This window comes from Actinoallomurus sp. CA-150999, assembly GCF_050942425.1.
Classification (GTDB): Bacteria; Actinomycetota; Actinomycetes; order Streptosporangiales; family Streptosporangiaceae; genus Actinoallomurus.
In genome coordinates, this window is record NZ_CP192063.1 from 53,339 (window position 1) to 77,605 (window position 24,267).

26 protein-coding genes are annotated in these 24,267 nt (G+C 70.3%); 15 read left to right on the top strand and 11 right to left on the bottom strand.

Annotated elements, in window-relative coordinates; all coding sequences use genetic code 11:
* Positions 1-86: 86 nt before the first annotated feature.
* Positions 87-671 carry a class IV adenylate cyclase gene (gene cyaB / locus ACQP2O_RS00280; RefSeq protein ID WP_433179027.1) on the bottom strand — a complete coding sequence of 195 codons (585 nt, stop codon included), beginning with the start codon at positions 669-671 and terminating at the stop codon, positions 87-89.
* Positions 637-1,524 carry a helix-turn-helix domain-containing protein gene (locus tag ACQP2O_RS00285; protein WP_433179029.1) on the bottom strand — a complete coding sequence of 296 codons (888 nt, stop codon included), beginning with the start codon at positions 1,522-1,524 and terminating at the stop codon, positions 637-639. The genes cyaB and ACQP2O_RS00285 overlap by 35 nt, the downstream gene beginning before the upstream one ends.
* Before the next feature lie 133 nt (positions 1,525-1,657).
* On the opposite strand from ACQP2O_RS00285, the gene ACQP2O_RS00290 reads away from it, so the two are divergent.
* On the top strand, positions 1,658-1,993 hold the full coding sequence (locus ACQP2O_RS00290; protein WP_433179031.1) for a hypothetical protein: 336 nt from the start codon (positions 1,658-1,660) through the stop codon (positions 1,991-1,993).
* Between the two features lie 106 nt (positions 1,994-2,099).
* Here the strand turns inward: ACQP2O_RS00290 and ACQP2O_RS00295 are convergent, their stop codons facing one another.
* Entirely contained in the window at positions 2,100-2,249 is a 150-nt protein-coding gene (locus ACQP2O_RS00295; RefSeq protein WP_433179033.1) for a hypothetical protein, read from the bottom strand.
* Between the two features lie 377 nt (positions 2,250-2,626).
* On the opposite strand from ACQP2O_RS00295, the gene ACQP2O_RS00300 reads away from it, so the two are divergent.
* Genes ACQP2O_RS00300 through ACQP2O_RS00310 form a run of 3 tightly spaced genes read left to right on the top strand, consistent with a single transcriptional unit; the run spans position 2,627 to position 5,068 of the window.
* Positions 2,627-3,619 carry a zinc-binding dehydrogenase gene (locus tag ACQP2O_RS00300; RefSeq protein WP_433179036.1) on the top strand — a complete coding sequence of 331 codons (993 nt, stop codon included), beginning with the start codon at positions 2,627-2,629 and terminating at the stop codon, positions 3,617-3,619.
* Between the two features lie 22 nt (positions 3,620-3,641).
* Entirely contained in the window at positions 3,642-4,019 is a 378-nt protein-coding gene (locus tag ACQP2O_RS00305; RefSeq protein WP_433179038.1) for an EthD family reductase, read from the top strand.
* Positions 4,020-4,072: 53 nt separating this feature from the next.
* Entirely contained in the window at positions 4,073-5,068 is a 996-nt protein-coding gene (locus ACQP2O_RS00310; protein ID WP_433179040.1) for an RNA polymerase subunit sigma-70, read from the top strand.
* A 77-nt stretch (positions 5,069-5,145) separates the two neighbouring features.
* Here the strand turns inward: ACQP2O_RS00310 and ACQP2O_RS00315 are convergent, their stop codons facing one another.
* Genes ACQP2O_RS00315 through ACQP2O_RS00325 form a run of 3 tightly spaced genes read right to left on the bottom strand, consistent with a single transcriptional unit; the run spans position 5,146 to position 7,552 of the window.
* Positions 5,146-5,919, bottom strand: a complete 774-nt coding sequence (locus ACQP2O_RS00315) for an ABC transporter permease (RefSeq protein ID WP_433179042.1) — start codon at positions 5,917-5,919, stop codon at positions 5,146-5,148.
* Positions 5,916-6,875, bottom strand: coding sequence for an ATP-binding cassette domain-containing protein (locus ACQP2O_RS00320; RefSeq protein ID WP_433179044.1), 960 nt, complete (start codon positions 6,873-6,875; stop codon positions 5,916-5,918). The genes ACQP2O_RS00315 and ACQP2O_RS00320 overlap by 4 nt, the downstream gene beginning before the upstream one ends.
* A gap of 11 nt (positions 6,876-6,886) precedes the next feature.
* Positions 6,887-7,552, bottom strand: a complete 666-nt coding sequence (locus ACQP2O_RS00325) for a DUF4097 family beta strand repeat-containing protein (RefSeq protein WP_433179046.1) — start codon at positions 7,550-7,552, stop codon at positions 6,887-6,889.
* A 231-nt stretch (positions 7,553-7,783) separates the two neighbouring features.
* On the opposite strand from ACQP2O_RS00325, the gene ACQP2O_RS00330 reads away from it, so the two are divergent.
* The 4 genes from ACQP2O_RS00330 to ACQP2O_RS00345 all read left to right on the top strand — a co-directional run bounded on the left by ACQP2O_RS00330 (position 7,784) and on the right by ACQP2O_RS00345 (position 11,790).
* On the top strand, positions 7,784-8,536 hold the full coding sequence (locus ACQP2O_RS00330; RefSeq protein ID WP_433179048.1) for a helix-turn-helix domain-containing protein: 753 nt from the start codon (positions 7,784-7,786) through the stop codon (positions 8,534-8,536).
* Positions 8,537-8,647: 111 nt separating this feature from the next.
* A complete protein-coding gene (gene hemC / locus ACQP2O_RS00335; protein ID WP_433179051.1) occupies positions 8,648-9,595 on the top strand; it encodes a hydroxymethylbilane synthase in 948 nt (315 codons plus the stop codon).
* A gap of 567 nt (positions 9,596-10,162) precedes the next feature.
* Complete coding sequence (locus ACQP2O_RS00340) at positions 10,163-10,981, top strand: DUF5919 domain-containing protein (protein WP_433179053.1); 819 nt, start codon at positions 10,163-10,165, stop codon at positions 10,979-10,981.
* A complete protein-coding gene (locus ACQP2O_RS00345; protein WP_433179055.1) occupies positions 10,978-11,790 on the top strand; it encodes an inositol monophosphatase family protein in 813 nt (270 codons plus the stop codon). The genes ACQP2O_RS00340 and ACQP2O_RS00345 overlap by 4 nt, the downstream gene beginning before the upstream one ends.
* Before the next feature lie 142 nt (positions 11,791-11,932).
* Here the strand turns inward: ACQP2O_RS00345 and ACQP2O_RS00350 are convergent, their stop codons facing one another.
* Positions 11,933-12,250: an ArsR/SmtB family transcription factor gene (locus ACQP2O_RS00350; RefSeq protein ID WP_433179057.1), complete on the bottom strand. Its 318-nt coding sequence runs from the start codon at positions 12,248-12,250 to the stop codon at positions 11,933-11,935.
* 92 nt (positions 12,251-12,342) lie between these two features.
* Here ACQP2O_RS00350 and ACQP2O_RS00355 point away from each other — a divergent pair, with 92 nt between their 5' ends.
* Positions 12,343-13,311, top strand: coding sequence for a TIGR03564 family F420-dependent LLM class oxidoreductase (locus ACQP2O_RS00355; RefSeq protein ID WP_433179059.1), 969 nt, complete (start codon positions 12,343-12,345; stop codon positions 13,309-13,311).
* Here ACQP2O_RS00355 and ACQP2O_RS00360 read toward each other — a convergent pair.
* Complete coding sequence (locus ACQP2O_RS00360) at positions 13,301-13,969, bottom strand: DNA-binding response regulator (RefSeq protein ID WP_433179060.1); 669 nt, start codon at positions 13,967-13,969, stop codon at positions 13,301-13,303. The genes ACQP2O_RS00355 and ACQP2O_RS00360 overlap by 11 nt on opposite strands.
* 93 nt (positions 13,970-14,062) lie before the next feature.
* Between ACQP2O_RS00360 and ACQP2O_RS00365 the strand changes: the two genes are divergently transcribed.
* The 3 genes from ACQP2O_RS00365 (at position 14,063) to ACQP2O_RS00375 (ending at position 17,237) form a co-directional block, all read left to right on the top strand.
* Positions 14,063-14,938 carry an oxidoreductase gene (locus ACQP2O_RS00365; protein WP_433179062.1) on the top strand — a complete coding sequence of 292 codons (876 nt, stop codon included), beginning with the start codon at positions 14,063-14,065 and terminating at the stop codon, positions 14,936-14,938.
* Positions 14,939-15,017: 79 nt separating this feature from the next.
* Complete coding sequence (locus ACQP2O_RS00370) at positions 15,018-16,160, top strand: methyltransferase domain-containing protein (RefSeq protein WP_433179064.1); 1,143 nt, start codon at positions 15,018-15,020, stop codon at positions 16,158-16,160.
* 186 nt (positions 16,161-16,346) lie between these two features.
* Entirely contained in the window at positions 16,347-17,237 is an 891-nt protein-coding gene (locus tag ACQP2O_RS00375) for a hypothetical protein (protein WP_433179067.1), read from the top strand.
* Here the strand turns inward: ACQP2O_RS00375 and ACQP2O_RS00380 are convergent.
* On the bottom strand, positions 17,224-18,138 hold the full coding sequence (locus ACQP2O_RS00380; RefSeq protein WP_433179069.1) for a sulfotransferase family protein: 915 nt from the start codon (positions 18,136-18,138) through the stop codon (positions 17,224-17,226). The genes ACQP2O_RS00375 and ACQP2O_RS00380 overlap by 14 nt on opposite strands.
* Positions 18,139-18,243: 105 nt before the next feature.
* Positions 18,244-18,996 carry a sulfite exporter TauE/SafE family protein gene (locus tag ACQP2O_RS00385; RefSeq protein WP_433179071.1) on the bottom strand — a complete coding sequence of 251 codons (753 nt, stop codon included), beginning with the start codon at positions 18,994-18,996 and terminating at the stop codon, positions 18,244-18,246.
* Between the two features lie 109 nt (positions 18,997-19,105).
* Between ACQP2O_RS00385 and ACQP2O_RS00390 the strand changes: the two genes are divergently transcribed.
* Genes ACQP2O_RS00390 through ACQP2O_RS00400 form a run of 3 tightly spaced genes read left to right on the top strand, consistent with a single transcriptional unit; the run spans position 19,106 to position 23,493 of the window.
* Entirely contained in the window at positions 19,106-22,318 is a 3,213-nt protein-coding gene (locus ACQP2O_RS00390) for an ATP-binding protein (RefSeq protein ID WP_433179073.1), read from the top strand.
* Between the two features lie 40 nt (positions 22,319-22,358).
* Positions 22,359-23,159, top strand: coding sequence for a group II truncated hemoglobin (locus tag ACQP2O_RS00395; protein WP_433179075.1), 801 nt, complete (start codon positions 22,359-22,361; stop codon positions 23,157-23,159).
* Between the two features lie 49 nt (positions 23,160-23,208).
* Positions 23,209-23,493 (top strand): GNAT family N-acetyltransferase, encoded by a 285-nt coding sequence (locus tag ACQP2O_RS00400; RefSeq protein ID WP_433179077.1) that lies wholly within the window; start codon positions 23,209-23,211, stop codon positions 23,491-23,493.
* A 7-nt stretch (positions 23,494-23,500) separates the two neighbouring features.
* Here the strand turns inward: ACQP2O_RS00400 and ACQP2O_RS00405 are convergent, their stop codons facing one another.
* The gene (locus ACQP2O_RS00405; protein ID WP_433179079.1) at positions 23,501-24,229 is read right to left on the bottom strand and encodes an acyltransferase; all 729 of its coding nucleotides are present in this window, start codon (positions 24,227-24,229) and stop codon (positions 23,501-23,503) included.
* Positions 24,230-24,267 lie beyond the last annotated feature (38 nt).

The following is a 24,267-nucleotide window of genomic DNA, read 5'->3' on the forward strand; positions in this document are numbered from 1 at the left end:
AGTAGCTGCGTAACGGAGGCCCGTCACGCCCGCTCATGAAGAGCGTTCGGCCGGGTCGCGCAGCGGCCGACGTCGGTGCGCGTCGCTCATGCCCGACCTGGCGGCGCCTTCTCTGTTCGGCCTCGCACGCTCATGACCGCGTCGGTGTATTGCTCGGTGGTCAGGTCGTCGTCGTTGAGGCCGAGTTCGTGCAGTACTGCACGAACGTCGTCGAGTGCGGCGCTGACGTCCGCCTCGTCGGCCATGGTCTCGAGTTCAATGAACATGCCGGCAAGCTCTGGAACCGTGACGATGGTTGCGAGCATGCCGCGCCCGTGCGCGGTGAATCGGTAATTGGCGCATCGCTTCTCGAAGGCGACGAGATGCTCGAGGCCGAGTGCCCGGAACACGCTGTCAAGTGTCTGTGCGTCGGCGACGTCGGTCTCATGTTCGGGTTTGGAACCGCTCTCAGCGTCTACGGCGGGTTCTTTGTACGTCAGGACCGTACGGCGTCCTTCACCGGCTTCAACGACCCGCACCCGCAACTCTCGGCCCGCTGTGGTGAGGTCTCGGCCAGGTCGGTCGTAGTAGGTGTCTCGATACGTGCTGCGTTCCTCATCAGCCAGGCGACGGAGACGCTTGCGCAGGGCCTCGGGCTCACGGACGCGTGCCTTCAGTTCGGCCTCGATCAACGCTTCGCCCTTCCATCCCCAGGTGGCGAGCCTGACGCCACATCTCGTCGAACTGGCGGCGGAACCCGGCATGCAGGACTCCGCCGCTTGCCGCAGTGAGTTTGTACATGCCCGAACGGTGCCCCTCGCGGGAGGTGCCGAAAGCTGAGACGTACAGGGTTCCGTCGAAGCCGAGCATGCGCCATGTCGGAAGCTGGTTGTAGAGGGCCGTTCGCAGCGTCACGTAGGGGTGCCCGTCGAACTCCGCCAAGCGTGCGATCGCCAAGCGAATGCCGGTCGCGAACGATTCCGGAGATTCGCCGATCTCACTCGAACGGGTCGCTACCGTCGGCGCGTCAGGGTCCAGCAGCAGCATCCGGACGCTCACAGGTGTAGCGCGCTGTGTCAACGGCCCGCGCAAGAGGGAGTCATTCAGTGAGATCAGCCCGAGCGTGCGCACGGCAAGAATGCTGATCTCGGTCGCTGTCGCAGCCAGGTCTCGGAGTTCCTGGTAGGCCTCGGCCTGGTCGGTGAATACGCGGGCAATCTCTGCGTGTCCGGTGAGGACGCCTCTGACCGCCGCGTGTGCCGGCGCGAGGCCGAATAGGACCCGCGCCTCATCAGGCATCGCGAGGCCGTCCGCGATGCGTTCGAAGACGTCGAGGCGGGTTACCTGTCTCCGGCCGTTGATGATCTCGTTGACGCGCCCCTGTCCCATGGCGAACGCGGTGGCGAGGCGAGCCTGGCTTGCGCCGGTGTAACGCTGAACGAGCCGTAGAAGCGCGGGAATGTCGCGCGCTCTCAAGGCCGAGTGAACCTCTCCTTGATGCCACGACCGAGCGGGCAACTCAACAGGCCCGTACCTCTTGTCCATCGGGTCACCCCGCCCATCTCACCGTGAGCGTACATCTCACGGTGAGATACCGCCTGAGGGATCGGAAGCGGCCTGTGACGGGCGGCATGGTTTCACCGAGTAGTCGAGCCGCTACCGCTCCAGGAGGCATCAGGTGCACGCACAGAACGCGAATCCCTCCCCCTGGATCGACGCCGTCAGGGGTCTGGTACTCAAGCTCGCGCCGCTGCTCATGCGGCGCGGCCTGAACATTGAGGTCTGCTCGGATGGCGTCGTCGAGGTTCGGAATCCTGGCGAGACGCGGATGACGCAGCCGATCGTCGTACGCGAGCACCAGAGCGCTTGGTGGTGGCACTGGCAGTGGTCAGGGGCGACCCGAGACGCGCTGCCCGAGTACGAACCGATGGTGCCCGTCGAGGACGTCGACGAGGCGGCCCGCCGCCTCGCGAACGTTCTGCACGTCTCCGAGGCTGCCGGGGCCGAGCGGTGATCGCGGGTATCCGGCGGCTCGTCGGCGTCGAGCCGGCCGCGCTGGTGCGTCCTCCCGTCCGGCGCATGGTCGCCCCAGACCCGAGCCCCCAGGATCTCGCTGCGGTTCAGGCGGCCTGCCGAGGTTGGGTGGTGATGTGGTCGCGGTGGCGGCGGGCGTACACGGCGTTCGCCACGTTCGCCGCAGGCCCGCTCATCGTCGACGAGTCGGACGCCGCTCTGCTGTTGCAACGGTGCCGGGAAGTCCGGGACGCCATGGCATCACTGTCAGGCGGCGATCGGATGAGCCTCATAGACGTGGCGCGTCCCGCGTGGCCATTGAGGGATTCGGCCCGGCCGGCCGGATCGACGGGGCGCGTCCACCACACCCGTACGGCCGTCTCAGCCCCCTGAGGACGACCGTACGGGCCCAGACGGGCCGCCGGGCGCGGGGCTTGGGAATCCCACGGGCCCGGCGGCCCCCAGGACGCTGGGCGGGCATTGGCCCGCAACTGATTTTGGTGGTAGGCCCGTGCGGTTCGGGAGCGATCGATTCCTTTCTGCGGTGGCCGAGGTCTACATGGTGGGAGGCGCGGGCCGCGCGACGGGCCGGTCGGTCTCTCTATGTACGCCGAGAAAGAAAGACTGATCGCCAATGGGCATTCCCGCGACCATGCGCGCGCTGCAGCAGACGTCCCTCAACGGCCCGCAGGACATGCGGCTGATCACCGACGCGCCAGTGCCGAGCCCCGGCCAGGGCGAGGTCCTGATCCGCGTCACCGCAGCCGGGGTCAACTTCGCCGACATCTCGAAGGCCCACGGCACGTTCGCAGGCGGCCCGCGGCCGCCGTACCTGGCGGGTTTCGAGGCCGCCGGTGAGGTCGTCGCGGTGGGCGAGGCGGTGACCGGCCCGCGACCGGGGGCCCGCGTCGTCGGCGTCGGAACCGGGGCTTTCGCCGAGTACATGGTCCTGCCCGCGGCTGCGGCGGTACCGGTGCCCGCGGGCTGGACGGAGCAGCAGGCGCTCGGTCTGGTCGTGAACTGGCCCACCGCGCTCGCCGCGCTCAAGCCGCTGGGCGGCATCGCTGCCGGGCAGACTGTGCTGATCCACGCCGCGGCGGGCGGGACCGGCCAGGCCGCGGTGAAAATGGCCAAGCACTACGGTGCGACGGTCATCGCCACCGCCTCGCCGGGCAAGCACGAGACGGTGCTGGCACTGGGAGCCGACCACGTCCTGGACTCTGTCGGCGGCGACCTCGCCGCCGAGGTGACGGAGCTGACCGGCGGTTCCGGCGTCGATGTGGTTCTGGAGTCGGCCGGCGGCGCCACCTTCGCCGCCAGCCTGGCCGCGGCCAAGCGGGTCACGGGCCGGGTCATCGTCTACGGCCTGGCAGGCGGCGAAGCCCCGATCACCAACTGGGAGCTGGTGTACAAGCACCAGGTCCACATCATCGGCCTCAATATCGGCGTGCTGATCCAGGCCGCACCGCAGATCTTCGGTGAGCTGATGGGTGAGCTGTCCGCGCTGATCGCGGCCGGCGTGCTCGCCCCCGGCCTGCCGACCGGGTACGAACTGGCCGACGGCCCGAAAGCGCTGACGGAACTCGAAGCCAGGGCCACCGTCGGCAAACTCGCCCTGCTGCCCTGAGAAAACCCCTAGTACCGAACCGGTGACGCCGCGCACCGCACGGCAGGAGTTGAAACAGATGACCGCAACCGTGGACCCGGCCGCCACGCAGACGGCGCGATTCGTCGTGCTGTACGACACCCCCTCCGACGTCGAGGCGTTCGAACGTCACTACAACGATGTCCACATCCCGTTGGCGAAACAGTTTCCGGGCCTGCGTCGTTACACGCGCAGTCATGAGCCGGCAGCCGTGATCGGCGAGCCGTGCTACATGGTCGTGATGCTGGACTGGGACGACATGGCCGCGCTGGAAGCCGCGCTCGGATCCGAGATCGGCCGGCGCACCGCCGAGGATGCCGCGGCGAACCTGGCCCGCTACACGACCTTCCGCGCCATGATCCTCCAGCTCGACGAGATCTGATCGCGTCGGCACGTGGACCACGCCCAGAGGAATTGCCGTATTAGGGTCGCGGCGTGACATCCGAGCTGCGGGCGGCACCGAATCAAGACCGGTTCACCGCCGAGACTGAGCCGTTCCGCCGGGAGTTGCTGGCGCACTGCTACCGCATGGTCGGCTCGGCACACGACGCCGAGGACTTGGTGCAGGAGAGCTATCTGCGGGCGTGGCGGTCCTACTCCGGATTCGACGGTCGAGCGTCGATTCGGTCCTGGCTCTACAAGATCGCTACCAATGTCTGCCTGACGGCGTTGAAGCCGCGCCCGATGCGGGTGCTGCCCTCAGGTCTGGCAGGCCCGTACGACAGACCCGATCGTCCGCCGAGTCCCGTCGCTCCGGGCGAGGTCTCGTGGCTGGAACCGCTGCCGGACGCATCGATCGCCCCGCCGGCCGACGATCCGGCCGCGGTGGTGGTCGAACGCGAGTCGCTGCGGCTGGCGCTCATCGCCAGCCTGCAGCACCTGCCCTCCCGCCAACGTGCGATCCTCATCCTGCGCGAGGTGCTGGCGTTCTCGGCGGCCGAGACCGCGGAGATCCTCGACACCACCACGGCTGCGGTCAAGAGCGGTCTGCAGCGCGCCCGTGCCCGGCTGGACGAATTGGGGCCGGAGCCCGAGGAACTGCTCGAACCGACCGACCAACGGGCACGCGCGCTTCTCGACGGCTACATCGCAGCCTTCGAGCACTCCGATGCCGGCCTGCTGGAACAAGTGCTGCGCATGGACGCCACGCTGGAGGCGACGCCGTTCCGCGAATGGCAGGCGGGCCGGGCGATGTGCATCCACATGCTCGACGCGTACGTGCTGGGCACACCGGGCGATTGGCGGATGATCGCCACCGCGGCGAACGGCCAACCCGCCGCCGTCGTGTACCACCGGGATGCGGACGGCGCGCTCCGAGCCGACGGCGCCGTGGTGCTGGCCCCCACCGCCACCGGCGTCTCTCGCGTGATCAAGTTCCATGATCCCGCGCTGGTCGCGGCGTTCGGCTTTCCGGACGTGCTCGCGCACTGACACCCGGTGCGACGGGCGGAAAAGGCTCAGGGCCGTCAGACCGGTTGGTCTGACGGCCCTGTTCGGCCGGTTCATGGTCAGGCCTTGTTGAAGGTCTTCTTGGCCCAGAGGTAGGAGACGGCGGCGATGCCGGCGCACCAGGCGGTGGCGATGGCGGCGTTGTTGCCGATCGGGGTGCCGAGGAGCAGGCCGCGGACGGTCTGCATGATCGGGGTGAAGGGCTGGTACTCGGCGAACCAGCGCAGGGCGGTGGGCATGGAGTCGGTGGGGACGAAGCCGCTGCCGAGAAAGGGCAGGAAGACCAGGGGCATCGGGGCGTTGCTGGCGGCCTCGGGGGTCGAGGACTTCAGGCCGAGGGCCACCGACAGCCAGGTGATGGCCACGACGAACAGGGTGAGCAGGCCGGCGGCCTCCAGCCATTCGGCGGCGGTGGCCTTGGGGCGGAACCCGATCGCCAGGGCGATGCCGATGACGACGGCCATGCCGAGGAGTTGTTGGATGACGCTGGCGACGACGTGGCCGGTCAGGACCGATGCCCGGGAGATCCGCATGGTGCGGAAGCGGGCGATGATGCCTTCGGTCATGTCGGTGGCGACCATGACGGCGGTTCCGGTCGCGGCGGTGGCGGCCGCCATGAGCAGGATGCCGGGGATGACGTAGTTGACGTAGGTGTGGCGGCCGCCACCGATCCCGTGGCCGAGCGTGCCGCCGAAGACGTAGACGAACAGCAGCAGGATGATGACGGGCGTGATGATCAGCTGCACGGTCATGGACGGGTAGCGGAGCAGGCGCTTGAGTTGCCGCCGGGTCATGGTGGCCGAGTCGCGCATGGAGAGGGTGAGGGTGCTCATCGGGTGGCCTCCTGCTTCTGGCCGGTGAGGGTGAGGAAGACGTCGTCGAGGTCGGGGGTGTGCACGCTGAGGTCGGCCGGTTCGATGCCCGCCGCGTCCAGCCGGGCGAGCAGTTCGCGCAGTGACGCGACACCGCCGTCCGACGGGACCTGCAGCGTCAGCCGGTCGTCGTCGGAGGGGTCCACGAAGCCCTGGCCGAGCGCGCCGAGTGCGCCCTTGAGCGCGTCGTCGTCGGTGAACCGCAGCGACACGTGGCCGCCGGGGATGAGCCGCTTGAGCTGTTCGGGGGTGCCTTCGGCGATCAGCCGTCCGCCCTCGAGAACGGCGATCTGGTCGGCGAGTTCGTCGGCCTCTTCCAGGTACTGCGTGGTGAGGAAGATGGTGACGCCGCCGGCGACGAGTTCGCGGACGATGCCCCACATGGAGCGGCGGCTGCGCGGGTCCAGCCCGGTGGTGGGCTCGTCCAGGAAGATCAGGTGGGGGTCGCCGACCAGGGTCATCGCCAGGTCGAGCCGGCGTTGCATGCCGCCGGAGTAGGTTCCGGCGGTTTTGCGCGCCGCCTCCACCAGGTCGAAGCGCTCCAGCAGCTCGGCGGCCTTGCGCTTGCCGTCCCGGCGGGACAGGTGCTTGAGGTCGGCCATGAGGAGCAGGTTCTCCTCGCCGGTGAGCAGCTTGTCGACGGCCGAGTACTGGCCGGTGACGCCGATCGCCCCGCGCACGTCGTCGGGTTTACGGGCCAGGTCGTGGCCGGCCACCTGGGCGGTGCCGCCGTCGGCGCGGATCAGGGTGGACAGGATCTGGACGGTGGTGGTCTTGCCCGCGCCGTTGGGGCCGAGCAGGGAGAAGATCGTTCCTTCGGGGACGTTCAGGTCGATGCCGTCGAGCACCACCTTTTCGCCGGTCTTGTCGCGGTAGGACTTGCGCAGCCCGTTCGCCGCGATGGCCAGGTTCGTCATGATGCTGTTCCTTAGAGGCTGCGGGCGGTGATGTCGCCGTTGGAGGTGGTGGCGTGGATGTCCAGGTCGGCGGTGCCGTCGTTCTTGAGGGCGTTGGTGATGCGGCCGTGGGAGGTGCCGGCGTCCAGGGCGGCTGAGACGCCGGGCGCGGCGGTGATGGAGATGTCGCCGGAGTGGGTGGCCAGGACGACCTTGCCGCGGGTGGCTTCGGCGATGGTGATGTCGCCTCGTGCGGTGCTGATGTCGGCGGGGCCGTTCAGGCGGCCGACCTCGACGTCGCCGTCGGTCGCGGTGAGGCGGAGGCTCGCGGTCTCGTCGAGCTTGATCTGGCGGTAGGCGCCTTCGAAGGTGACGTCGCCGAGGCGGCCGACGGTCCGCAGTTCGACGCTGGCCGTCTTGGCCTCGACCTGAGAACCGGTGGGCAGCTGGACCGTGACCTCGACGGATCCGGACGGGCCGAGGTACTGGTTCTTCGCCGCCTGAGTCTCGATCCGCAGGACGCCGTCGGCGTACTCGACCGTGGTCTGCTCGGCGGCCTTCACATCGCGGCTCTTGGAGGCGTTGGTGGGCAGGACCTCGACGGTGGTGTCGGTGCGGTCGGCGGCGATGAACTGGACGCGTCCGGCGGGGATGTGCAGGACGGCGGTGATCGGGGTGGGGGTGTCGTACTTGTTCATTGTGTGCTCCCTGCGCTCTGCGCTACTTCGTTTCTGACATCGCAAACGCTACGTTGCCTTTCCAGATTCGGCAACGAGATCTTTGCATGTAAACAGAGTTTATGCAGGTAGGAATCGGAATTTCGTTGCGATGATCCTGGCCGGTAATGCAACAAGCGACATCTGTTCGTTGCAACCGATTGAGAGTGAACGCTAGGGTGAGGGCATCGAAGCGACACGAAGGAGATCGCGATGCCCGGAGGTAGGCTCACCCAGCAGGACCGCCAGCAGATCGCGGTGGGGTTGGCCGACGGTCTGGCCTACGCCGAGATCGCCCGACGTCTGGACCGTCCCACCTCGACGATCACGCGTGAGGTGATGCGCAACGGCGGCCCCGCCGGCTACCGCGCCGAGATGGCCCACCGCGCCACCGAACGCCGCACCCGCCGGCGCAGGCCCGCCTCCACCCGAGCGTCGGAGGCGGTCCCCCAGCCACACGGACGCGACGCCGAGGCCCTGCGCGAGTACGAGGAGATGGTCACCACCGTCCTCATGGAATCGGGCCTGTCCAACAAGATGATGGCCCGGGTGCTGGTCGCCCTTTACACCACGGACTCCGGCAGCCTCACCGCGTCCGAACTCGTCCAGCGCCTCCAGGTCAGCCCGGCGTCCATCTCCAAAGCGATCGCGTTCCTCGAGAGCCAGGACCTCGTCCGCCGGGAACGCGACGAAGGCCGCCGCGACCGCTATGTCGTCGACGACGACCTCTATTACCAGTCGACGATCGCCAGCGCCCGGGCCCTCACCCAGCAGGCCGAGATCTTCCGGGAGGGCGTCCGCGTGCTCGGCCCCGGCACCCCAGCCGCCGTTCGTCTGGAGAACGTCGCCCGCTTCTCCGACTTCGTCGGCGAAAGCCTCGCCCGCGCCGCCGACCAGGCCCGCGAGGTCCTCCACTCCAACACCGAAGCGACCTCGAGCGGCACGGCCAGTTCAGATCGCGGATAGAGCGCCGTCTCGGCCCGGGCTCGGGAAGGTGCGACCAGCGAAAAATGACCTCATCACGCCGATGCGCCGACCGCTGCAACGCCGGGCAGACGGCCCGACTACCGTGGTCGGATGCTGCCCGATCTTCGTATTCGCATCGGCTCACGGACCTCGCCGATGGCACTGGCTCAGGCCAACCAGGTCCGCGATCTGCTCACCGGCCAGGTCGACGGGCTCGAAGCCGAGATCGTCGGCATCCAGACCTCCGGCGACCGCTGGCAGGGCGACCTCGCCGAGCTCGGCGGCAAGAGCGCGTTCCTGAAGGAGATCGACCGCCATCTGCTGAGCGGCGACATCGACATCGCGGTCCACTGCATGAAGGACGTCCCCGGCGACGTCCCACTGCCCGAGGGCACGGCCTTCGCCGCCTACCTGGAACGCGAGGACGCTCACGACGTCATCGTCTTCCCCTCCGGTTCGCCGTACGGGAGCGTCGATGAGCTCCCGGCCGGCGCGCGCGTGGCCACCAGCGCGGTACGGCGCAAGGCGCAGATTCTGCGGGTGCGCCCGGATCTGCGCGTCGATCGGATCCGCGGCAACGTCAACTCCCGGCTCGCCCGGTTCGACACCGAGCAGCAGTTCGACGCGATGATCCTCGCCCGAGCCGGGCTGCGCCGTATCGGCATGGAAGACCGCGTTGGGCAGGTGTTGCCGGTGGAGACGATGTGCCCGGCCATCGGTGCCGGCGTCATCGGCGTTCAGTGCCGCACCGCCGACACGGGCGTCATGGAGCTCGTACGGCTGCTGGACCACGCCGAGACACGCACCCACGTGACGGCCGAGCGCACGATGCTGCAGGACCTGCAAGGGCACTGCAACAGTCCGATCGCCGGGCACTGCACCACCGCCGGCGACGGGCGGCTGTCGCTGATCGGCATGGTGTTCTCTCCGGACGGCGGCACCTTCGCCTACGCCCACGAGTGGGACAAGCCCGACCGCGCGCCCGAGCTCGGCGCCTACGTCGCCGCGACACTCGTACGCAAGGGCGCCCACGACATCATCGGCGGCATCCCGCACTGAACGGCGCCGATCGCCGCGACCCGTTCATGACGAGTGTTCGGCCGAGGCCGCGTGGTGATCGACGTCGGTGCGCAGATGTGCCGCGATGCGTTCGGCGGCCGTTTCCGGGTCCGTGGCCGGTAGTCGATCTCCGGACCACGGGCACCATTCGAAGAATTCCCCGCACGCGCTCACGGATATCCATACTCGGGGATCCATGGGACCGCCGTGCACCGACAGCGCCGGCCTGGCATCACTCATCATCGAAGGCAACCCGAGTCTGGCCAGTTCACGGCACAAGGATACGAGAAGCCGCACTTTTTCACTGTGATCGGCGTACACCGCCGCCGCCCTCCAACGCCCCCGGGAACAGCTGTCTCACCCGCCGGTCATAGCATCCTTCTTATTGGTGTTTCGTCTCGATGCCATGCAAGACGCTTTTTCGACGCCAATGTCTTGTCTCCGTCTCGGATTTGTCTCGTCGTGGGGATAAATGCTGGCTAGGCTGACCGTGTGGACGAAAGTGCAGAACGGCAACCCACTTTGCTCCGAATTCTGGTGCAACAGCGGCAATTAATGCGGTATGGGATGTTTCGTGCCGCGTACGAGAACGCCGCCAGAAAGGTGGACCGCGACCTCGTCGGCACCGCTCCGAGCCGTGCGCAGTTGCACCGCTGGATCTCCGGCGGGCTCAAACGGCTGCCCTACACCGATCACTGCCGCGTCCTGGAGACCATGTTCCCCGGGTGGACCGCCGACCAGCTGTTCGGGCCGTGGTCGGACGACCTCCCGCCCGGGGTGGACCGCGCCGTGGCCCCTCCGCGCGACGGTCCCCTCCCGCTCATCGCCTTGGACGGTCCGGGTCTGCCGCTGGCCGGTGTGGCCGCCGTCTTCACCACCCGGGCGGAGTTCACCTACGCCATGCCGCCGCAGGTGATGTTCGACGACGCGCAGGACATCAGGGCGGCCGGGCTCTCGCTCAACCTTCTCTGCCAGCAGTATCCGGACCAGCGGCTGCGCCGGCTCGTCGAGAGCGGCACTCGGCTGGAGTGCCTTTTCCTCGATCCGGACGGCGACGCCATCAAGGCGCGGGAGTGCGAAGAGGGCTACACCGACCACTACCTGTCCACGCTCACCAAACTGAACATCGAGGTTCTGGCACGCGTACGCGACCGCCTCCCGGCCGAGGCCCGCGACCGCCTGTCGCTCGCCGTGTACGACGAGACCATCCGATTCGGCATCGTCCTGATCGACGGCGCGACGTGTGTGATGCAGCCGTACCTGCCCCAGGCCCGCGGCGTCGACTCGCCGACGTTCTTGCTCCGCCGTGACGCTGGCGGAGTGGGGTTGTATAACACCTTTGAGCAGATTTACCGCGAATTGTCGGAACGGAGTCGGCCGGTATGACGACGCCAGTCGGAGCGCTGCTACCCGTCGCTCTCGACGCCGTCACGATCGCCGCCGACCTCATCCGCTCCCGGGCACCCGGCCTGCTCACCGCCAAGGGCGACCGGGACATGGCCAGCGACCTCGACTACGCCGTCGAGCGCGCCGTACGGGCGTACCTGCGCGACCGCGCGCCCGCCGTGCCGATCCTCGGGGAGGAGGAAGGGGTCACCGGCGACGCCGACGGGGACCTGCTGTGGGCGCTCGACCCGATCGACGGCACCGCCAACTTCGTCCACGGACTCCCGCTGTGCGGCGTCTCCCTGGGCCTGCTCCACCGAGGCCGCGCCGTCCTCGGAGTGATCGACCTCCCGTTCCTCGGCACCTGCTACTCGGCCGTCGAGCACGCCGGCGCCCACGTCGGCGAGCGGCGCATCACGGCGAGCGCGACGAGCGCGCTGCAGGACGCCATCGTGGCCGTCGGCGACTACGCGGTCGGGTCGGACGCCGAGGAGAAGAACCGCCTGCGGCTCGCCCTGACCGCCGCCCTGGCCGCCGAGGTCCAGCGGGTGCGGATGCTCGGTTCCTCGGCCATCGACCTGGCCTGGGTCGCCGAAGGCAGGCTGGACGTCAGCGTGAGCATGTCGAACAAGCCGTGGGACACCGCGGCGGGCGTCGTCATCGCCCGCGAGGCCGGAGCCACCGTGGTCGACCACGACGGCAGCGAGCACACCGCCACCTCGACCGCCACCATCGCCGCCGCGCCCGGTGTCGCCGAGCAGATCAGCACCCTCATCGGCCGGACCCTGGACGACCTGGCCGTCGCCTGACCGGCGCCGCCCACGATTCCCGGCCGTTCGTGCCGGATCCCGAATGGTCCGACGGTCGGTGATCTTGCGGGTATCGGCGGTCCGGCGGTCGGTCAGTGGTTCTGCGGTCGCTCAGCAGCCCGCCGCAGGCCTGCCCGGCAGGTCAGCGACCTGCGGGTGCGGACACGGTGAGCACCGCGTCGAGCAGCCCGGGGAAACGTGCGTCGAGGTCCGCCCGCCGCAGGGTCATCCAGCGGTGCCGTCCATCGATCCGCGTCGACGTCAGCCCCGCCTCCCGGAGTGTCCGCCAGTGGTTGGACAGCGTCGACTTCGGCACGCGCAGGTCCGGCGCGCTACACGCGACCTCACCGTCGGCGGCGAGGCGGCGGACCAGTTCGAGGCGCACCGGGTCGCCGAGCGCGTGGAGGATCGTCGCCAGATCGAGGTCGTCGACGGCGGGCTTCGGTGTCGTACGCGCCATCTTCCCTCTCCACACGTCGCGGGCTACCGGATCGAACCCGAGCATGGTATCAACGTTCCATAGTTCGGGATTATCGAACAATGGGGGATCACATGGGTATCGGGATCGCGCTTCCCGCAGGGCCGGACGGCATCGCGGCTGCGGCGAACGCCGTCGACACACTGATCGACGAGGCGAGACAAGCGGCCGCCGCAGGGCTGGACGAGGTCTGGTTCGCGCAGCGGCTCGACGTCGACGCGATCGCCGTCGCCGGTCTCGTGGGCCGGGAGGTGCCGGGTATCCGGGTCGGCACCTCGGTCGTGCCCATCTACCCGCGCCACCCGATCGTGCTGGCCGGACAGGCACAGACGGCGCAGGCGGCGACCGGCGGCCGCTTCACCCTCGGCATCGGGCTGTCCGCCGCACCGATGGTCACCGGCGTCTTCGGAGCCCCGTACGACCGGCCGATCCGCCATCTGCGGGACTACCTCACCGCGCTGGCCTCGCTGCTCGCCGACGGTACGGCCGACGTGCACGGCCCGACGCTCACCGCTGACACCGGCAAGGGCTGGTCGGCGCGCGTTCCCGGCGCGGAGCCCTCGGTTCCCGTCATCGTGGCCGCGATGGGGCCCCAGGCGCTGCGCGCGACCGGCGAACTCGCCGACGGCACCCTGCCCTACCTGGCCGGCCCGAAGACGATCGCCGGCCACATCCTGCCGATCGTCAGCGAGGCGGCCGAGGCCGCCGGCCGGCCGGCTCCCCGAATCATCGCGGCCTTCCCCGGTGTGGTCACCGCCGATCCCGCGTCGACCCGGGTCCGGGCTGAGCAGGCCCTCGCCTTCTACAGGACGATCCCGTCGTATCGCGCCGTGCTCGACCGAGAGGGCGTCGGACATGCCGTCGAGCTCGCCGCGATCGGCGACGAGGACACGCTCGCCGAGTACGTCGAGGCCTACTTCGCCGCCGGAGCCACGGACGTCGTGGTCACCAACACCGGCTTCGGAACGCCCCAGGACCGGCTGCGCACATGGGAGCTCCTCGGCCGTCTCGCCCGCGCGCGGGGTGTCTCGGTCAGGGGATGAGGCCCAGCTCGCCGGCGTGCACGCCGGCCTGGAACCGGGATTCGGACCCCAGCAGCCGCATCAGCTCGGCCACGCGCCGCCGGTACGTCCGCAGCGAGAGCCCCAGCCGGCGCGCGGCGACCTCGTCGGTGAGCCCGTCGCCGAGCGCCTGCAGGATCCGCCTGCCCTCCGCGTCCACCTCAGGCGGGTCACGGTGCAGATACGCGGTGAGCTCGGTCGCGGCCTCCCAGGTGGCCTCGAACAGGGACAGCACACCGCTGATGAGGGCCGGTGACGTGGTGACGGTGAACTCCCGGTCCCCGGTCGTGGCGGCTCCCGCCAGGATCATGACCCGCCGGTCGATGATGATCGTCTCGTGCGGCAGGCCCGTGGCGCAGATGCGGACCTGCGCGCCCATGCCCGCGACCGTGAGCAGGTGATCCCGCTGCTCCTCATTGGCCAGCGCGGCGGGCGTGTACAGCTTGCGCACGATCACCTCGCCCTCGCTGAGCCTGGGACGCATCCGGGCGACGATCGCCTTGCGGGTCTCGGGGTGCGACCAGGTGTCCATGTTCGTGGCCGCGCAGATGAACTCCGACGTCACCCCGGTGAACAGATGGGCGGCCCGCGCGGTGAGCTCGCGCTCCCCGCGGACCGTGATGACCTGGTCGCTCGTCACCCCACCAAGTCTCCCGATCCGGGCGCGGCGCGGCAATGGCAGCTTGCTGCCAGCCGTTGGCCCGGGGCCGGAGGGCGGCGTCAGGGTGGAGACATGACGACGAACGTGACGGCCGCCGCGGGCGGCGATTTCCTCATCGGCGGGGACCTGCGCGTCAACCGGCTCGGCTTCGGCGCGATGCGGCTCCCCACGGGCACCTTCCGGGGCCCGGCTCGTGACCCCGAGACCGGCATCGCGGTGCTGCGCCGCGCGGTGGAGCTGGGCGTGAACCACATCGACACGGCCGGCTTCTACGAACGTGGTGACGTACGCGCTCATGAGCTGATCCGCGAGGCGCTGTCCCCGTACGCCGACGACCTGGTCATCGCGACGAAGGTCGGACCGCTCCGGGGGCCGGACGGGATCCCCAGCGGGCAGGCGACCCCCGATCAGCTGCGCGGCCTGGTGGAGGAGGACCTGCGACGGCTCGGCCTGGATCGCCTGGACCTGGTCTACCTGCGGGTCGGCGGCCTCACGCCTCCCGGCGGAGAGTCGATCGGCGAGCGGTTCGAGGCCCTGGCCGGGCTGCGCGAGGAGGGACTGATCCGCCATCTGGGCGTGAGCAATGTGGACGCCGCGCAGTTCGCCGAGGCCCGTTCGATCGCCCCGGTCACGGCGGTGCAGAACCACTTCCACGTCCAGCACGGCGCCGACGGCGGCCTGCTCGCGCAGTGTGAGGAACTCGGCGTGGCATTCGTGCCGTACTTCCCGCTCGGCGGCGGCGACCGGCCACTCGACCGGGACCGGCTCGCGAAGGTCGGTGCCCGCCACCAGGCCACGCCCGAACAGGTGGCGCTCGCCTGGCTCCTGGCGGCCTCGCCCGTGCTGCTCGCCATCCCCGGCACCGGGTCGCTCGACCACCTGGAGCAGAACGTCGCGGCCGCCGGAACCCGCCTCACCGAGGAAGACCTCGCCCAACTGACCGCGTGAGCAACTGTCATGCACCGCTCTCCACCGCGTCATATACTGCGCTCATGGACCCCGCAAAGGGCAAGGACAGCAGCGGTAGATGACCGATGCTGAAGCTCTGAACCGGCGGCTCGTCGATGAGTTGACGGCCGCCGGTGCGCTGCCCGGCCAATGGCGCGCGGCGTTCCTGACCGCTCCCCGGCACGTGTTCGTGCCCGGCGTCATCTGGGACGACGCCGACGGGAGCGTCTTGAGCCCGCGCCGACGTGATGAGGATCCTGCGGCCTGGCTGACGACCGTGTACACCAACGAGGCGATCGTCACGCAGGTCGACGATGGCACCGCACAGGACACCGGAACGGGCCGGCGGATCACCAGCTCGATCTCCAAGCCGTCCATCGTCGCGACGATGCTCGGCCACCTTCACGTCGAGTACGGGATGCGGGTCCTGGAGATCGGCGCCGGTACCGGATGGAACGCGGCTCTCCTCGCCCACATGGTCGGTGACGAGAACGTCACAACGATCGAAGTCGATCGCGATCTCGCCGAGCGGGCCCGTCGGACACTCGCCGAGGTTGGCGTGTCGGCCCTGGTGGTCACCGGCGACGGCGCGGACGGGTACGCGCCGGGCGCGCCGTATGACCGGGTCGTCGCCACCGCGTCAGTGCACGCCGTCCCCTATCAGTGGGTGGCGCAGACCCGGCCAGGCGGGGTGATCCTCACCCCGTGGGGCAACGCCTACGACAATGGTGCGCTGGCCCGCCTGACGGTCGACGGCCACGGCGCGGCGTACGGCCCGTTCGTCGACAACACGGTGGCGTTCATGTGGCTGTGCGCGCAACGTGCGCCACGGCCTGCGGCGCCGGTGGATCTGGCGGGCGCGACCGAGTCGGCCACGGCCCTGCATCCGGACGCGGTCGCCTTCGACGACTACGACGCCACGTTCGCGGTCGGCCTGCGGGTGCCCGATGTGACGACGAAGTTCGAAGACGCCGATGACGGCAGCGATGACTTCGCCTTCTGGGCGTTCTCCGGTCCCTCCTGGGCGCGCGTCGAGGTCACCGACGGTGCCGTCACGCACCGGGTGCGTCAGCAGGGTCCGCGCTCGCTGTGGACCGAGATCGAGGCCGCTTACCAGTGGTGGGGCGAGACCGGACGTCCGCCGACGGGCCGTTTCGGGCTCGCGGTCACCCCCGATCGCCAGTACGTGTATCTCGACTCTCCCGACAGCCCTGTCGCCTGACCGACGAGGGTCGACGCCCGAGGGTAGATTTTGACATCACCGCAGCTGAGCGGCTTATTTACTTTCCATACTCGGTTACCGTGGTAACGGCCATCGCTCACGGGCTGCGCCGAGGGGCGTCGCCTGGATGGCCTCGCGCCCGTGCCGGTGCGGCCCCGTCGCCGGCGCGCTCAGAGGGAGGACCCCATGCCGTTTCCCCTGCCGTCGTACGAGCGGTCCCGCGTCGTCGTCCCCCCGCCTCAGGAGGGCGGCGGTTACTGGGCGGGAGCGCCCAGCGCCTGTGTCGCGGACGGCGAGATCTACCTCGCGTACCGCCTGCGCCGTCCCATCGGGCACGGTCGTGGGTACGCCGTGGTGGTCGCCCGCGCGATCGACGGTGAACGGCTGGAGACGCTGTGCGTCATCGACAGTGATCAGATGGCGGCCGAGTCGCTGGAGCGCCCCGCGCTCGTCGTGACCCCGGACGGCATCTGGCGTCTGTACCTCAGCTGCGCCACTCCGGGGACCAAGCACTGGCGGGTGGAGGTGCTGGAGGCGGCCGACCCGCGGTCCTTCGACCCGGCAACGGCCGAGGTGGTGCTTCCCGGCAGCGACCTGATCGGGGTCAAGGACCCGGTGGTCCTCCGCCAGGGCGACAAGTGGCACCTGTGGGCGTCCTGCCACCCGCTCGCCGATCCGGAAGAGGCCGACCAGATGGTGACCGACTACGCGACCAGCGCCGACGGCCTGGAGTGGACGTGGCACGGCACGGTGCTGGCGGGCCGCCCCGGCAACTGGGACTCGCGGGGCGTGCGGATCTCGTCCGTCGTCACGGACGGCGGGGAGACCGTCGCCTACTACGACGGCCGGGCGAGCGCCGCGGAGAACTACGAGGAGCGGACCGGCATCGCGATCGGTGACGGGTTCGGCGTGCTGGAGCCGCAGGGCACCCGCCCGGCGGCCGCCTCGCCGTACGCCGGCGGGGGCCTGCGCTACCTCGTGGCCGTTCCCCTCCAGGACGCGGGATGGCGGCTCTACTACGAGGCGACGCGTCCGGACGGTGCGCACGAGCTGCGCACCGAGCTCATCGCGGCTTGAGCCAGTCGCCGTAGCCCTCGCCCGTGGTCTCTTCCAGCAGCCGGATGTCGTCGGCGAAGTAGGGGATCAGCTGCCGCCGGTCGTCCCAGGTCAGCGGCTGCCGTGGGCGTCGCTCGCGGTGCAGTACGGCGAGCAGCGGACCGCGGGCCAGCCGGCGTGCGGGCAGGGGCATCCGTCCGCCGATCCGGGCGCCGGCGCGCAGCACCTGCCGCAGGGCCCGGGTGCTCGGGGAGTCGGCGACGTGGTTCGTGACGTTCTCGCGGGGGATCGAGTCGAGCACCCCGGTGCGGACGCCGAGGAACGCGCAGATCAGGTCGAGGGTCGCCGCGGGGTCCTGGTGGATCCGCCGGTACCGGAGCACGAGGACCCGGTCGCGCGGGAACACCTTGTAGAGATGCTGGAGTTGCTCGCCGTACCTGCCCAGTTCGACGTACCGCCAGAACGTCGCCCAGCCCGCCGCGATCCTCTCGGGTTCGGCGGCGCACGCGTCGACGACGTTGTCGATCGGCTCGAGGCCCGCCGACCACAGGTGCGTCCAGTTGGAGTGGGCGCGCTCCACCGGGTCCCGGATCAGGGCGATCATCTTGACGTCCGGGATCAGCGCGCGGATGCGGAGCTGCGCGTCCCGGTCGTGGAGGTAGAACGGCGTGCTCTCCCCGCGGAGCGTCCCCTCGGGGGCGCTTGCGAACAGCGCCTCGTAGTTCTCCCGCCGCCAGACGTGCTCGCGGTACGTCTGGGCGTCGCCGGGGCCGCCCCGCGTCGGCGGAGGCCCGTCGGTGAGGAAGAACTTCGGCTCCTTGACGGAGGACATGAACAGGTCGGGGTGGCGCGCCAGTGCGGCGTGCAGTGCCGTGGTGCCCGCCTTGGGAGCACCGATCACCAGGAAGTTCGGAAGCGCCATCCAGCCCTCCCCGTCAGGCGTCGACCGATGAGGTAATCATTCCATGCCTACCTAAAAAGCAGGGAAATATATCTTATTGGCCGTACCGGGATTCCGGACGGTTGCTCAGGTGTAGCTGTCGACGCCGAGCTTGATCGCGACGGCCACTCCGCACACGGCGACCAGGACGCGCAGCGCCTCGCCGGGGAGACGGCGCACGAGGGAGGGCCCGATCCAGCCGCCCGCGAGGAACCCCGCCGCCAGCGGGAGGGCGGCGCTCCACTGCACCGGCCCGAACAGCGCGAACCCCAGCGCGGCGACGCCGTTGGCCAGACCCGCGACGGTGTTCTTGATCGCGTTGACGCGGACCAGCGGCAGATCGATCATCGCGGCGAGCACGGCCAGCATCAGGATCCCGCCGGCCGCCCCGAAGTAGCCGGTGTAGACGGCGACCGTGAACAGTCCCAGGCGGAGCAGTCGGCTGTGCTCGCCTTTGGAACGTTCCGCGAGCCGTCCGACCTTCGGCTGCACGAGCAGGATCAGGGACGCACCCGCGATCAGCCACGGCGCGATCAGCTCGAACATCCGCGCCGGCGTCACCAGCAACAGCGCCGCGCCGGTGGCGCCGCCGAGTGCGGTCAGCACGCCCATGCGCAGCACCCGGGCACGCTGCCCGGTGAGCTCCCGCTGCGAGCCGGCCGTGGCGCCCACCGCCGTGAACATCAGCGCCACCGTGTTCGTCACGTTCGCGCTGAGGGCCGGCAGCCCGAGTGCCAGCAGGGCCGGATAGGACACGATCGACGCGAGGCTCACCACGGTACTGACCACCCCGGCGAGGACGCCGACGCCGAACAGGATGGGCAGATGAGCCGTGATCACATCAGTACCCAAGCACACCGGGTGATCGCCGGATGACGCGGGCATACGGACCCGGCCGCATCGGAGGGATGATCGACCGAGCGGTGCCGCGAATGGGGACAATGGCGGCGTGCGCATCGCCATACTCGGGCCGCTGGACGTACGCGACGGCACCGGCCGACCCGTCGAGATCGGTGGCTCTCGGCTGCGCGCGCTGTTGATCCGGTTGGCGCTCGACACGGGCCGTTCGGTCCCGGTCGAGCGGCTGATCGAGGACCTGTGGGAGACCACGGCTCCGGCCGGGGCCGTCAACGCGCTCCAGGCTCTGGTCTCCCGGCTGCGCGGCACCGGCGGCCGGGACGCCGTCGTCTCGACGCCGGGCGGTTACCGGCTGACGGCCGATCCCGCCGACGTCGACGCGGTCGCCTTCGAGCGTCTCGTCGCGGCCGCCCGGGCCGAGGGCGATCCGGCATGCCGAGTGGCGTTGCTGCGCGAGGCCCTCGGCCTGTGGCGCGGCCCGGCGCTCGCCGACGTCGCGGACACGGCCTTCGCCGCCGGTCCGATCGCGCGCCTGGAGGAGCTGCGGATCTCCGCCATCGAGGATCGGGTCGACGCGGAGCTCGCCCTCGGCGACGGAGACGGGCTGGTCCCCGAGCTCGAAGAGCTCGCCGTACGGCACCCCCTGCGCGAACGCCTGCGCGGGCAGCTCATGCGGGCGCTGTCCGCGGCCGGACGGCGGGCGGACGCGCTCGCCCTGTACGAGGAGACCCGGCGGGAACTGGCCGACGCGCTGGGCGTCGACCCGTCGCCGCAGTTGGCAGCGGTGCACCTGGCGATCCTGCGCGGCGAGACGGGCGGGTCGGCGGCACCGGTGGATCTTGGGTGGGACCCGTCACCGGGCGGGCCTCCCGACCGGCCGAAGGGCCTCAGCAATCTGCCGGCCCAGCTCACGAGCTTCGTGGGCCGGGATCGCGAGCTGGACCGCGTCGGTGAGCTGCTCGCCGGGTCCCGGCTCGTCACGCTGACCGGACACGGCGGAGCGGGCAAGACCCGGCTGGCCATCGAGGCCGCGACCAGGGCGATCGCCGCCACGCCGGACGGTGTCTGGTTCGTCCCGCTCGCGCCCGTACGGGATGCGGCCGAGGTGCCGCAGGCCGTCGTGGTGGCGATGGGCGTCGCGGAGCCGATCCGGCTCATCGACGCGAAGGAGATCGTCTGGCCGCTCGACCGGCTCGTCGACGTCCTCGCGGACAAGCGACTGCTCCTCGTGCTGGACAACTGCGAGCACCTGGTCGAAGCGGCCGCGCGGCTGGCGGATCGCGTGCTGGCCGCGGCGCCGGGCGTGCGGATCCTCATCACCAGCCGCGAGCCCCTCGGCATCACCGGCGAGTCCCTGTGCCCGGTGCTCTCGCTGCCGTTGCCTCCGGAGGACGCCGACGCCGAGACGGCCCTGGCCCATGACGCGATCCGATTGTTCGCCGACCGGGCGGCGGCCGTCCGGCCCGGTTTCGCGGTCGACCCCGAGACCGTCGGGCCCGTCGTCCAGGTCTGCCGGGCCCTCGACGGCATCCCGCTCGCCATCGAGCTGGCCGCGGCCCGGCTCCGGGTGCTGACACCCGCACAGGTGGCGTCCCGGCTCGACGACCGGTTCCGGTTGCTGACCGTCGGCAGCCGTACGGCGCTGCCGCAGCACCGGACGCTGCGGGCGATCGTGGACTGGAGCTGGGATCTGCTGGACGACGCCGAACGCCGGATGCTGCGGCGGCTCTCGGTGTTCACCGGGGGCGTCACGCCGGAGGCGGCCGACGAGGTCCTCGGCGACCACGTCATCGACGTGATCGCCTCCCTGGTCGACAAGTCGCTCGTGGTCGCGGAGGGCGACTCCGAGGTCCGGTACCGCCTGCTGGAGACCGTGCGGGCGTACGCTGCGGAACGCCTCGCCGAGGCGGGCGAGGAGAAACGGTGGAAGGACGCGCACGCCGCGTACTTCCTGGACCTCGCCGAGCGGGCGGAGCCGGAGCTGCGGCGTCGCGATCAGCTGCACTGGACCGCGCGCCTGAGCGCCGAGCGCGACAACTGCAACGCGGCGCTGCGCCATGCGATCGACACCCGTGACGTGCCGACGGCCGTCCGTTTCGTCGGTGCGCTGGCGTGGTCCTGGGTCGCACGGGACCTCGAGGCGGAGGCCGGCGGCTGGGCGGAGGAGGTCTGGGCGATCACCGACGAGCGCGCGCCGGAAGGCGCCGAGGAGGCCTACGCCATCTGCGCCTTCACGGCCGCGCTCGTGCGGGAGATGTCCCGCAGCGACGGGCCGCAGACGGAGGACCTGCGCGCGGCGATGGCGGAGGCGGTCTCCTACGTCCCCGACCGCCCGGCCCATCCGGTGCTGGCGCTCGGTCGGCCACTCGCCGCCATCTTCGGCGGCGACGTCGAGGGCTGCCTGCGCGGGCTGCGGGCGATCACCGATCATCCCGATCCCTGGACCCGGGCGGCGGCGGGCGCGGTCCGCGCGTACCTCGCGGCGAACCGGGGAGCGATCGACGAGTGCCACGCCGAGGCGGCGGAGGCGTACGCGGGCTTCCATGAACTCGGCGAACGCTGGGGCATGGTCACCTGCCTGGGCGTCCTCGCGGAGGTCGCGCTGGCCGGAGACCGGCCCGGAGAGGCGATACCCGCCGTGCGGGAGGCCTACGGATACGCCACCGAGGGGATCAGCCCGGATCAGGGGGCGATGCTGCTGATCCAGCTCGGCAGGGCGTACGGCCAGGCGGGGGACGTCGAGCAGGCTCGGACCGAACTGCGGCGGGCGGTGCGCGCCGGCGAGCGGATCGGTGAGCACGGCCTCATCGCGTACGGCCACGTCTGGCTGAGCGAGCTCGCGCGTCGAGCCGGCGATCTGCGCGAGGCGAGGGACCTGCTGGAGCGGGCACGCGCGGCCATCGAGCCGAGGAAGGCCCGGGTCGATATGGGGACGTCCGCGGCGACGACGTTCGGCCGCCTCGGCTGCCTCGCCGAACAGGAGGGCGACCTGGAGGACTCCGCCCGGTGGCACGCCGAGGCCCTGGCGATGCTCGAGGACATCGGACTGCTGCCGATCGACCAGACGGTGGGACCCATCGTCGAAGGGATCGCGGCGCTGGCCGCGGCGCGTGGCGAGCACGCCAGGGCGGCGGAGCTCCTCGGCTGCGCGCACGCCCTGCAGGGCTTCGTCTCGCCGTGGAGCCTGGAGCACGACCGGGCCCGAGCCGCCGCGCTGGCCGCTCTCGGCGCCGACGCGTTCGAGGCGGCGTACGCGCGGGGCCGCCGGATCACGCGAGAGCAGGCACTGAACCTCACGCCCTGAGGCTCACGATCGGCCCCCTAAGTGGCGATTACATGATTACATGAGTACCCCATGGCTCTGCGGCTGGAGGAAGACCGTGATCGTCGAGTACATCCGTTACCGCGTCCCCGCCGACATGGGCGACGAGTTCGAGGCGGCGTACGCACGTGCCGCCGTGCCGCTCGGCGCGGCACCCCAGTGCGTGGAGTACGAACTCACCCAGTGCACCGAGGACGAGCAGTCCTACATCCTGCGCATCGTCTGGACGTCCGAAGAAGGGCATCTCGCCGGGTTCCGGAAGAGCGCGAATTTCACGGCGTTCTTCGAGCAGATCCGGCCGTATGTCGACCAGATCGAGGAGATGCGGCACTACCGGCGCACCGCCGTGAGGGGCACCGGCGGATCGGTGCCCACCCTGTACGACTGGGCCGGCGGGACGGAGGCCTTCGAGCGGCTCACCGCGGCGTTCTACCGTGAGGTTCTCAAGGACGACCTGGTGGGGCCGCTCTTCGCGCACATGGACCCCGAGCACCCGAAATACGTCGCGATATGGCTGAGTGAGGTGTTCGGCGGACCGGCGCGCTACACCGAGCAGCGCGGCGGCTACCACCACATGCTGGGCCGGCACCTGGGCAAGGGCATCACCGAGCGGCAGCGCCGCCGGTGGGTCGGGCTTCTCCTCGACGCCGCCGACGAGGTCGGCCTGCCGGACGACCCGGAGTTCCGGGCGGCGTTCGTCGGCTACATCGAGTGGGGGACCCGTCTCGCCCTCGCCAACTCACAGCCGGGCGCCCACCCCGTGCAGCAGGCGCCCGTGCCCCACTGGGGCTGGGGCGTCGCACCGCCGTATGTCGGTGGATGACTCTTACGCGGCATCATGGGTGGTCCGAGCAGCGACCGATGGGGGAACGATGGACGTCACGGTGACCAAGGCCGACGGCCGGTACGAGGCACGGGTCGACGACCGGCCCGCCGGTCTCATGGACTACCGGGACGAGAACCGCCTCATCGTCATCACGCACACCGAGGTGGCGCCCGAGTTCGAGGGCCACGGGGTGGGCGGCGCGCTCGTCCGTACCGCGCTCGACGACTGGCGGAAAGAGGGCCGGCGCGTGCTGCCGCTGTGTCCGTTCGCCAAGGCGTGGATCAAGCGGCACCCTGAGTACGCCGACCTCGTCACCGGCAGCCACTCTTGACCAGTGGTCAGCTTGCCAGCTCGTCCCGCTTCGGGATCGGCGGCAGGTCGGCGAGGGCCGCCAGTGTCGCCTCGTCCAGTGGCACCTCCGGCAGCGGCGGCCGCCAGCCGGTCTCCGGGTCGTAGTGCCGGACCACCTTGGCCGGCACGCCGGCGATGACGGCATGGTCGGGGAACTCCCCGCGTACGACCGCGCCACCGGCGACGACGACGTTCCGGCCCAGGCGGGTGCCGGGCAGGATGATGGCGCCGGCGCCGAGCCAGCAGCCGTCGCCGATGACGACCGCGTCGTTGACCGGCCACTGCCGGCCTACGGGGACGTCCGGATCGGCGTAGCCGTGGTTCTGGTCGGTGATGTAGACGTACGGCCCGGTGAAGACGTCATCGCCGATCTCGATCGACTCGTGACCGACGATGTGGCTGCCCCGCCCGATGGAGCAGGCCTTTCCGATCTTCACGATGGGGTCCGGGCCGAGATCGAGGCCGGGGCCGAAGCCGGCCGAGATCGTGACGTGCACGCCGACGAGCGTGTCGTCGCCGATGTGAATCCAGGGCTCGCCGAACAGCGCACCCGTGGGAAAGCCGATGCAGACGCCCCTGCCCAGGTAGCCGAACCGCCGGCCCGCGGGGGTGCTCGGAGTGATCTCGCCGTGCCGGCGGACCCACTCCAAGCCCCGGTGCAGGGCCACCGCCACCACTCTGCGGGTCGCGGAACCCAGCAACGACCTTAGCGACATGCCGGAAACGGTACGGCATACCATGTCCGCCTTGATCC

Bases quoted from the DNA above. Each gene is read 5' to 3' on its own strand.
- ACQP2O_RS00315 (WP_433179042.1), bottom strand. From the start codon at position 5,919: ATGAGCACCCTCACCCTCTCCATGCGCGACTCGGCCACCATGACCCGG.
- ACQP2O_RS00320 (WP_433179044.1), bottom strand. From the start codon at position 6,875: ATGACGAACCTGGCCATCGCGGCGAACGGGCTGCGCAAGTCCTACCGC.
- ACQP2O_RS00395 (WP_433179075.1), top strand. From the start codon at position 22,359: ATGAGTACCCCATGGCTCTGCGGCTGGAGGAAGACCGTGATCGTCGAG.
- ACQP2O_RS00365 (WP_433179062.1), top strand. From the start codon at position 14,063: ATGACGACGAACGTGACGGCCGCCGCGGGCGGCGATTTCCTCATCGGC.
- ACQP2O_RS00405 (WP_433179079.1), bottom strand. From the start codon at position 24,229: ATGTCGCTAAGGTCGTTGCTGGGTTCCGCGACCCGCAGAGTGGTGGCG.
- ACQP2O_RS00285 (WP_433179029.1), bottom strand. From the start codon at position 1,524: ATGGACAAGAGGTACGGGCCTGTTGAGTTGCCCGCTCGGTCGTGGCAT.
- ACQP2O_RS00400 (WP_433179077.1), top strand. From the start codon at position 23,209: ATGGACGTCACGGTGACCAAGGCCGACGGCCGGTACGAGGCACGGGTC.
- ACQP2O_RS00355 (WP_433179059.1), top strand. From the start codon at position 12,343: ATGGGTATCGGGATCGCGCTTCCCGCAGGGCCGGACGGCATCGCGGCT.
- ACQP2O_RS00295 (WP_433179033.1), bottom strand. From the start codon at position 2,249: ATGGCGTCCCGGACTTCCCGGCACCGTTGCAACAGCAGAGCGGCGTCC.
- ACQP2O_RS00300 (WP_433179036.1), top strand. From the start codon at position 2,627: ATGGGCATTCCCGCGACCATGCGCGCGCTGCAGCAGACGTCCCTCAAC.
- ACQP2O_RS00330 (WP_433179048.1), top strand. From the start codon at position 7,784: ATGCCCGGAGGTAGGCTCACCCAGCAGGACCGCCAGCAGATCGCGGTG.
- hemC (WP_433179051.1), top strand. From the start codon at position 8,648: ATGCTGCCCGATCTTCGTATTCGCATCGGCTCACGGACCTCGCCGATG.
- ACQP2O_RS00375 (WP_433179067.1), top strand. From the start codon at position 16,347: ATGCCGTTTCCCCTGCCGTCGTACGAGCGGTCCCGCGTCGTCGTCCCC.
- ACQP2O_RS00350 (WP_433179057.1), bottom strand. From the start codon at position 12,250: ATGGCGCGTACGACACCGAAGCCCGCCGTCGACGACCTCGATCTGGCG.
- ACQP2O_RS00325 (WP_433179046.1), bottom strand. From the start codon at position 7,552: ATGAACAAGTACGACACCCCCACCCCGATCACCGCCGTCCTGCACATC.
- ACQP2O_RS00370 (WP_433179064.1), top strand. From the start codon at position 15,018: ATGACCGATGCTGAAGCTCTGAACCGGCGGCTCGTCGATGAGTTGACG.
- ACQP2O_RS00345 (WP_433179055.1), top strand. From the start codon at position 10,978: ATGACGACGCCAGTCGGAGCGCTGCTACCCGTCGCTCTCGACGCCGTC.
- ACQP2O_RS00380 (WP_433179069.1), bottom strand. From the start codon at position 18,138: ATGGCGCTTCCGAACTTCCTGGTGATCGGTGCTCCCAAGGCGGGCACC.
- ACQP2O_RS00340 (WP_433179053.1), top strand. From the start codon at position 10,163: ATGTTTCGTGCCGCGTACGAGAACGCCGCCAGAAAGGTGGACCGCGAC.